The sequence below is a fragment of the Pelotomaculum sp. PtaB.Bin117 genome (assembly GCF_002067195.1).
Classification (GTDB): Bacteria; Bacillota; Desulfotomaculia; order Desulfotomaculales; family Pelotomaculaceae; genus Pelotomaculum_D; species Pelotomaculum_D terephthalicicum.
This window is the reverse complement of record NZ_MVQM01000137.1, coordinates 1-7,879: the sequence shown is the minus strand read 5'-3', so window position 1 is coordinate 7,879 and position 7,879 is coordinate 1. Positions and strand designations below refer to the sequence as shown.

The window sequence follows — 7,879 nt, the reverse complement described above, 5'->3', positions numbered from 1 at the left end:
GCCGAACATCTGCTGCGGCGACTTGCATGTGGACACATGCGGCAGCAGCGTCGGGTAGAAGTGCTCAATGAACTTGACCCAGCCGGGGCTACAGGAAGTAATTTGCGGCAGGATGCCACCGTTATTAATCCTTTCAAGCAACTCGCTGCCCTCTTCCATAATGGTCAGGTCGGCGGCAAAGTCGGTGTCGAAAACTTTATCGAAACCGAGTTTCCTGATCGCGGCAACCATTTGTCCGGTCGCCACGCTGCCGGGCTCCATACCGAACATTTCACCGATAGCCACACGCACCGACGGGGCGGTCTGGACCACGACATGCTTTTGGGGATCGGCCAGGGCGGCCCAGACTTCTTCAGTCTGATCCCGTTCGTATATAGCGCCGGTCGGGCAAACCAGCACGCACTGGCCGCAGTTTACGCAATTGGATTCGGCTAAAACCATGTCCACGCCCGGCGCGATAACGGTGTCAAAACCGCGCCCCTGCGGGCCGATTGCGCTTACCGTCTGCACCTTTTCACATACCGAGGCGCAACGGCGGCACAGGATGCATTTATCGGGGTCGCGAATTATAGATACGCTGGAGTCATCCATTACGTGCACGGGATTAGCCCCCGAATAACGGACTTCCCGGATTCCGAACGCTTCCGCCAGGGACTGCAACTCGCAATTCTTGTTGCGCACACAGGTCGGACACTCAAACGGGTGGTTGGAAAGAATCAGTTCCAGCGTCATCCGGCGTGAAGCGCGCACCGCCGGGGTATTGGTCAGCACAACCATGTTTTCTGCCGCCGGGGTCACACAAGCTGCCTGCAGCGTGCGGGCGCCCTTGACTTCAACCACACAGATCCGGCAGGCCCCGACGACATTGATATCTTTTAAATAGCATAGGGTCGGTATATTTATATTTACTTTCTTGGCCGCTTCGAGAACAGTTGTGCCCTGTTCCACCTGCACTTCTTTTCCGTCAATTGTCAAAGTAACCATTGGCATTTATCTCACCCCTCCTTCTGCTGTGTTTTGACAGGGTGAATCAAAAAGAAACGCGCATACTGAAGCCGGACAGTGCTTATCCCTGACATGTGCTTCGAGTTCTGGCCTAAAGTAGCGCAGCATACTCAGCACGGGATTGGGGGCAGATTGTCCCAATCCGCACAGCGCGGTGTTCTTAATATAGTCGCACAGCACTTCAAGTGCTTCAATATCTCCGTCTTTTCCCTCGCCGCGGGTAATCCGCTCGAGTATTTCCAACATCCTCTTGGTCCCGATGCGGCAAGGGGTACACTTGCCGCAAGATTCCTCATGGCAAAATTCGACAAAGAACTTGACGAGGTCAACCACACAAGTGTCTTCATCTATTACAGTCAGGCTGCCGGAGCCAATAAGGGTCCCTAATGCGGCCAGCGATTCGTAATCCATACTGACATTAAGGTGCTCAGCGGGAATAAAGCCGCCTACGGGGCCACCTGCCAGCACTGCTTTTAATTTTTTGTTGTTAAGTATTCCGCCACCGATATCAAAAATGATCTCTTTCAAAGGTATTCCCATCGGCACTTCGATCAGGCCGGTGTTGTTCACTTTCCCGGTCAGGGCGAATACTTTTGTGCCTTTGCTCTTTTCTGTGCCCATAGAAGCATACCATGCGCCGCCTTTTAAGATAATAGGGGGAACGCTGGATAATGTTTCTACGTTGTTTATTAATGTCGGTTTACCCCACAGCCCTTCATTGGCCGGGAAGGGAGGCCGCGGCCTGGGTTCGCCGCGGCGGCCCTCGATGGAAGCCAGCAGGGCGGTTTCTTCCCCGCAAACAAAGGCGCCGGCGCCGACCCGGATATTTACCTCAAAATTAAAACCTGTACCTAAAATATTCTCTCCCAATAACCCGAACTCACATGCCTGATTAATGGCATGCCGCAGTTTTTCCACCGCCAGAGGGTACTCGGCCCGGACGTAGATATAGCCCTGATCAGCTCCGACCGCATAGCCGGCGATGGCCATCGCCTCAATAACGGAGTGCGGGTCACCTTCTAAGATTGACCGGTCCATAAAAACTCCCGGGACTCCTTCGTCTCCGTTGCATACCACATATTTTTGCGTTCCCCGGGCTTTAGCGGTAAATTCCCACTTTAAGCCGGTTAAGAAACCAGCGCCTCCCCGGCCACGCAAGCCGGATTTTTTCATCTCAATGATTACTTCCTCCGGTGACATGCTTGACAAAACCTTGGCCAACGCCAGATAACCTTCACCGGCAATATATTCCTCAATATCTTCGGGATTAATAAGTCCGGCATTACGCATGGCAACCTTGGTCTGTTTGGACAAGAAAGGGAGATCCTTCATTAATGTAACAGTTTTCCTGGTATTGGGATCCTGGTAAAGCAAATGCTTTACGATCCGCCCTTTAAGCAGGTGCTCGTTCACGATCACTGCCGCGTCTTCAACCTTAACCCGGCAATACATCACTCCTTCGGGATATACCACGACAAGCGGACCTAGTTCACAAAACCCCATGCAGCCGGTTTCGACAACTTTTATTTCTTCTTCGAGCTGGTGTCTTGTGATGCCTTCTAATATAGCTTCTTTAACGGCGCGGCAGCCTGAGGTAACACATACTGACCCCGCACAAACCAAAACATGTGCCCGGTAATAATGCATATTGGAATCCTCCTCTCACTAATTTCAATTAAGCTTGCTGCATCAGTGCGTATTCCTCAACAACTCTGCCGTTAATAACATGATCAATGACGATCCGCCGGGCTTTTTCTTTGTTTAAACGAGTGTAAATAACCTGGGGCGAACATGGCTTGATTACTTCAAGCATGGGCTCATGCTCGCACATCCCTGCGCAGCCTGCCTGAGTAATAATTACATCGGAAATATTTCTTTTTTCTATTTCATCAATAATTGCCATCATCACATCCCGCGCCCCGGCAGCTATACCACATGTTCCCATATTTACCACAATTGTTGTTTTGTCGCCTATCTGCCGCTCTTTGATTTTAACCAGCGCGGCTTCTTTGAACTTTATCAGTTCATCAACTGACTTAACCCGTTTCATCATCAATCACCGTCTTTCATCTTTACTCTTTTTCTTTGAGCTCATTAATGATTTCCGGGACAAGATCCGGCTCCATCCGGGCACGCGGCTCTGAATTGATTGTAATATTCGGAGCCACGGCACAAGCTCCTAAACACCTGATTAAACCAAGGGAAAACATATTGTCGCCGGTGGTATCATGCGGCTTAATCCCCAGTTCTTTTTCAAACCGCGCCAATACTTGGGGCGCTCCCCGCAAATGACAGGCGGTGCCATTACAGAGGGATATCTCATACTTGCCTTTTGGCTTTGATGAAAAAAAATGGTAAAACGTAATAACTCCATTAATAGCGCTCAAGGGTACATCCATTTTGTCGGCAATGATTAGCTGCACATCTTTTGGCACATAACCGTAATTCTTTTGCACCCAGTACAATATCTCGATTAAATCGTCCTTTTTCCCTTCATGCCGGGCAATCACTCTTCCCAGCTCAGCATCTAGATCACACCGGCACTTGGTGACTGCTGCTTCCATTTGTTTCACTCCTCGCTCTCGGCTATTCGATTTTTATTCTTATCAAATCTTTAACAGCCCTCGTTGATTATCAGGTCATATTTGTTTGCCACAATACTGCTTTCAATGCTACCTCCACTCCTTTGATTTTAAATTATTATAATAATAAATGAACATTCATTAATTTGTCAAGCAATTTAAATACATAACCCCTAGATTCTTTCCATATAATAAGGTGGAAATAAGCCAAAAAAATAAATAAATATTAATTCACATAACAAATAAATTTATGCAATATATTCAGAGCAGAAAGCTAATTACAAAATATTGCAATAGATAGTATCGTTGGATATTGATAATGGAATAGCCTGCATAGTCGCTATGGGTTCTGGGAATCAGTCTGGGGATTTTTAAATAACTAAAAAATCAGTCCTGCGGGGCTGCAGAGGCGGTGATTCCCGACCGGCTTAAAGTGGGAGTTCACCGCCAAAGCCAACGCGATACAAAAATATTGTATAATATCTAAGATATGCAATTAATGTGCCAACATTGAAACCCGCAGCGATATAAATACATTCACAGATAAGCCACTAAAAATTTCAACCGTTAAATTCGGCTAAAATCGGCCATTTACCATAAATCACATATAAAATAGAGTAATAACTGCCGGGGAAACATGCTTACTGAAATAACGAATAGGGTAATTAAAAAAAAACCACCAGCCATATTAAGCGCGGCATCCAATCCAACATACGTTCATATAATGGACGGGTGTCCATATAATCGACACCCGTCCATTTAATTGACACCTGCACCATAACGATAATCTGCCAAGACATCCCGTAAGCATCAATACAGATATGTGCGCGGAATGCGCTGACAAGCCTTGCGTGACGGCTTGCCCGGAGTCGGTTTTCGCTGTACATAGAAGACGATTACGAGGATGAAGTAATTGAAATGGTAAAGGAACACCGGAAAAAAATCAAGTATACCTGCACCCCGTGCCTGCCGACCGACGGCAAGCGGGACGCGATGCCCTGTGTCGCGGCATGCGGCAAAGGGGCCATTAAACACTCCTGGTAGGCGGATAAACTTACAAGGTGGGGAAATAGGCAATGGATATGATTAAACTGATTATTGACGAATCTTCCCTTGCTTGTTTGGCAAGACCCCAGGTCTTCAGGGGCTCACTCGGGTACAATTGACCTTTTGACATGCTCATACCTCCATTTAACAAAAATTTCTTAAATAATAACCGTCTGCGATTAATTAAGATCTAGAACAGATCTTCCTGCCTCAGCATTTCCAGGAACGCGTCTACCCGGATGCGGAAGGGCCCCAGGGGAACAGTAACGTCGAACTCGAGGAACAGGTAGGAATGCCGGCGGCTTCAAACGCCTTGCGGAACGCAGGGATATCCAGTTCGTGCAATTAGAAGGGGGGACCACCAATTTACGGAAACTCGGCAGTACTGAAATGCTGGTTGACATGCAATTAATTCTGCGATTATAATTGTTTCAAAGAAATACTAGGAATTGAAAGTACTCCGAGCCTTTTTGCCTAAAGGATATCTCTCATGGCAAGCGGCCGCTAGGTATGGCGGGAAACGGCCATGCCTCCCTGACGGAAAGGAGACAATAAGCAGCGACAGTTACGTCTGTTAGCAAAAAAAACGTCTTCTCAAGAAGACGTTTTTTTACCGCTTATTATTCAACCCTTTCCACCACACGGAAGGGTTTTTCAATACTTATAAATTTTTACTGCCAGTTTCTGCCGCGTGAAAAAAGCATAAATAGAAAAAGGGAGGGGGCTAATAATATGGATGCATTACAAATTACTCCTGTGGGTATTGTTCATTCTTCATATAATAATCCGGAGACAATCCCTATGCAAAGCCATACTGCCACTATTGAGATTTTACCCGCATATGTGCAAGGATTATTGAGAATCGAAGCGCACTCGCACCTGTGGATTTTATCCTGGTTCCACAAAGCGCGGCGCGATCTCTTGAGGACCGTTCCGGGCAGAGTGAATGCCAATGCCCCGGAGTACGGTGTGTTCGGACTGAGGGCGGCGGGACGCCCGAATCCTATCGGGCTCTCTTTAGTAGAGTTGATAAAAGTAGAGAAAAATATTTTGCATGTACGCGGCCTGGATGCCGTTGATGGCTCACCTGTCGTAGACATCAAGCCCTATTTTGAGCACGATATTATTTTTTCTCCCCGCGCTCCATACATAATGCCGCAAGATAAAAAAATACGCTACCGGATACTTTTCAAGCAAGCCTATAATCACCACCAGGAGGAATGCCGGGATTTGCAGCTTGCCCTGCGCATGGCAATGGTAGCTGAAGATGAGTTTGGCAAGCTTAACTCCCCGGAGCTTATAGTATCGGTTAAAGGGTCTGGTTGCCTGGCAGACACTATTCAGGGGTTGTTCAGGGCCAGGCTGGCTAATCCAGCCAGATTTGCATATCTGGAGAGCACGAAGAGCGCTGTAAACTGGACAAACGGCACAAAGAAATTGGCCGTAAGTCTTATTAGAACTCCAACTCGGGAAGAAATGCTGGACCTTGACAATACTGATTTTCTGAAGATAAATAGGCATTGATAAGCAATTTGATGAAAAAGAGGGGGCGATTTTTTCCGCAATCGCTAAAGCAATTTCAAGAATACCAGGCTTATGAACACCTTGGCCGAAAAAGAAAAGCTTTTAAAGCAGCTTTGGGGAAAGTTGATTTGCGCCCAGGGGAATGAGCACAAAAGAGCCGCATTGGAGATTCCACAACGGGAACTTTTCAATAGCATCCCAGCACGGCTGGGATACAACAGGACAATTCAGGTTGCGATGCCGCTTTCCAACCAAGGGGGGTGTTACAGTGTCCAATATCAAACTACTGATTGTTGATGATCACCAAATGATCCGTGAAGGTCTGGTCGCGATGCTGGGGCCAAGACAGGATATCGATATTATCGGCTGCTGCTCGAACGCTGAAGAAGCGTTGGAATTCGTTACACGCCATATTCCCGATGTTATTCTCATGGACATAAAAATGCAAAAAATGAATGGCATTGAAGCCACTCGTGAAATTACCTCCCTTGTACCCGGAATAAAAATAATTATGCTTACCATATTCGAAAACGCGGAGTCGGTCAGGCTTTCCCTGCAAGCCGGGGCGACCGGATATATGTTAAAGCAAGCTTCACAAGAAAAGCTTGCGGAAAGCATTAACCAGGTTTATCGCGGCAAAACGGTAATCGACCCGGTATTAATCAATCAACTAATTAAGGACTACGCCCGGATAGCCCAAAATTCTTTTAACCTGCCACACCCACTAACAAAAGATGACAAAAGGAATTTTACTCTGAGGGAACATGAAATCCTCAAGCATTTAAGTCAGGGGTTGTCAAATAAAGAAATATCAGAAAAAACCCGCCTGGCCGTGAACACGGTAAAAGCTCACCTCCGCAATATCTACCGTAAAATGGGCGTAAAAAGCCGTTCTCAAGTCATTTCGAAAATTATCAAGCAAAATGGAAATTTTAAAGCCCAGGAAAGGTCACTTTTCAGATAAAACATCCGTAATAACCGGCATCATTTTTATTTTCGTCATAGACCTGTCAAAGTATTTTATATATAAAAGTGTCAGAACGAAAGCAGCGATACTTGCGCCAACCTCCCACAACAACACCGGGAATCCATACTTATGCGAGATCCACATACCTATTAAGAAACCCATAAAAGTTGTCAACAGAGGCAGCATGTAAACAACAAAGGCCGCTTTTAACATATGCGCTTCAGATATCTGAATAATAACCCTCTGCCCCACCTTGGCATCAACGCGGTTGTAGGCATCCATGACCGTGGCCTTGTCCCCGGGACATGCCCCGCAACTGTCACAATCACTGTGCCTGCTCGCCCGCACCTTCGCTATTTTGCCATCCATAGTGATAATAATACCTTCCGCTTCCTTTTTCACTTGCCTCGCCATCCCGTCTCTAAGTATTCAGAATCCAGGAGTCAGTAGTCAGAATAAATTTAAGGCAATATTTTATGGCTTATTTTCAGGTTCTCAGGGGCAGTAATCAGCATTCAGGAGAATATATGGGCGGTAAACGATTGACTCCTGACTCCTCAGTATTACCAACGCTCAAATCATCCTATTACCCAAGGACTTGTATAACTGCTTTGTCACGATACCAACAAAGTAACCAGTTATTATAGCAGATATCATGAGTACAGGTAAAATAACGTAAACAGAAAAATTATGAACCACCAAACCGGCTACAAACAATTGGCCTATATTATGAAACACGGCGCCAACCATACTT

10 protein-coding genes and 1 riboswitch are annotated in these 7,879 nt (G+C 46.6%); of the genes, 3 read left to right on the top strand and 7 right to left on the bottom strand.

Going from position 1 to position 7,879, the window contains the following annotated elements:
- The 4 genes from A4E54_RS09805 to A4E54_RS09790 all read right to left on the bottom strand — a co-directional run.
- Positions 1–990: [Fe-Fe] hydrogenase large subunit C-terminal domain-containing protein (locus A4E54_RS09805; RefSeq protein WP_286725944.1), on the bottom strand; the 990-nt coding region annotated here is incomplete at its 3' end.
- The gene (nuoF, locus tag A4E54_RS09800; protein WP_240082443.1) at positions 991–2,652 is read right to left on the bottom strand and encodes an NADH-quinone oxidoreductase subunit NuoF; all 1,662 of its coding nucleotides are present in this window, start codon (positions 2,650–2,652) and stop codon (positions 991–993) included.
- A gap of 28 nt (positions 2,653–2,680) precedes the next feature.
- Positions 2,681–3,058 carry a (2Fe-2S) ferredoxin domain-containing protein gene (locus A4E54_RS09795; RefSeq protein ID WP_240082444.1) on the bottom strand — a complete coding sequence of 126 codons (378 nt, stop codon included), beginning with the start codon at positions 3,056–3,058 and terminating at the stop codon, positions 2,681–2,683.
- Positions 3,059–3,077: 19 nt separating this feature from the next.
- Positions 3,078–3,569, bottom strand: a complete 492-nt coding sequence (locus tag A4E54_RS09790; protein WP_240082445.1) for an NADH-quinone oxidoreductase subunit NuoE family protein — start codon at positions 3,567–3,569, stop codon at positions 3,078–3,080.
- 936 nt (positions 3,570–4,505) lie between these two features.
- Here A4E54_RS09790 and A4E54_RS09785 point away from each other — a divergent pair.
- Positions 4,506–4,631 carry a hypothetical protein gene (locus A4E54_RS09785; RefSeq protein WP_282442288.1) on the top strand — a complete coding sequence of 42 codons (126 nt, stop codon included), beginning with the start codon at positions 4,506–4,508 and terminating at the stop codon, positions 4,629–4,631.
- Positions 4,632–4,641: 10 nt separating this feature from the next.
- Here A4E54_RS09785 and A4E54_RS09780 read toward each other — a convergent pair whose 3' ends face one another.
- Complete coding sequence (locus A4E54_RS09780) at positions 4,642–4,764, bottom strand: hypothetical protein (RefSeq protein WP_282442289.1); 123 nt, start codon at positions 4,762–4,764, stop codon at positions 4,642–4,644.
- A gap of 318 nt (positions 4,765–5,082) precedes the next feature.
- Positions 5,083–5,198, top strand: a riboswitch (molybdenum cofactor riboswitch).
- A gap of 168 nt (positions 5,199–5,366) precedes the next feature.
- Between A4E54_RS09780 and tsaA the strand changes: the two genes are divergently transcribed.
- Together tsaA and A4E54_RS09770 are read left to right on the top strand one after the other, a co-directional pair.
- The gene (tsaA, locus tag A4E54_RS09775; protein ID WP_240082446.1) at positions 5,367–6,158 is read left to right on the top strand and encodes a tRNA (N6-threonylcarbamoyladenosine(37)-N6)-methyltransferase TrmO; all 792 of its coding nucleotides are present in this window, start codon (positions 5,367–5,369) and stop codon (positions 6,156–6,158) included.
- Between the two features lie 268 nt (positions 6,159–6,426).
- Positions 6,427–7,122, top strand: a complete 696-nt coding sequence (locus tag A4E54_RS09770; RefSeq protein WP_240082447.1) for a response regulator — start codon at positions 6,427–6,429, stop codon at positions 7,120–7,122.
- On the opposite strand, the gene A4E54_RS09765 is transcribed toward A4E54_RS09770, so the two are convergent.
- Both A4E54_RS09765 and A4E54_RS09760 read right to left on the bottom strand, forming a co-directional pair.
- Positions 7,108–7,527 carry a SoxR reducing system RseC family protein gene (locus tag A4E54_RS09765; RefSeq protein ID WP_286725939.1) on the bottom strand — a complete coding sequence of 140 codons (420 nt, stop codon included), beginning with the start codon at positions 7,525–7,527 and terminating at the stop codon, positions 7,108–7,110. The two genes, A4E54_RS09770 and A4E54_RS09765, sit on opposite strands and share 15 nt — an antisense overlap.
- A gap of 171 nt (positions 7,528–7,698) precedes the next feature.
- The coding region (locus tag A4E54_RS09760) for a Gx transporter family protein (RefSeq protein ID WP_286725935.1) at positions 7,699–7,879 on the bottom strand (181 nt) is incomplete at its 5' end.

Coding starts and splice junctions, on each gene's coding strand:
- A4E54_RS09780 (WP_282442289.1), bottom strand. CDS start 4,764: ATGTCAAAAGGTCAATTGTACCCGAGTGAGCCCCTGAAGACCTGGGGT.
- tsaA (WP_240082446.1), top strand. CDS start 5,367: ATGGATGCATTACAAATTACTCCTGTGGGTATTGTTCATTCTTCATAT.
- A4E54_RS09790 (WP_240082445.1), bottom strand. CDS start 3,569: ATGGAAGCAGCAGTCACCAAGTGCCGGTGTGATCTAGATGCTGAGCTG.
- A4E54_RS09785 (WP_282442288.1), top strand. CDS start 4,506: ATGGTAAAGGAACACCGGAAAAAAATCAAGTATACCTGCACCCCGTGC.
- nuoF (WP_240082443.1), bottom strand. CDS start 2,652: ATGCATTATTACCGGGCACATGTTTTGGTTTGTGCGGGGTCAGTATGT.
- A4E54_RS09795 (WP_240082444.1), bottom strand. CDS start 3,058: ATGATGAAACGGGTTAAGTCAGTTGATGAACTGATAAAGTTCAAAGAA.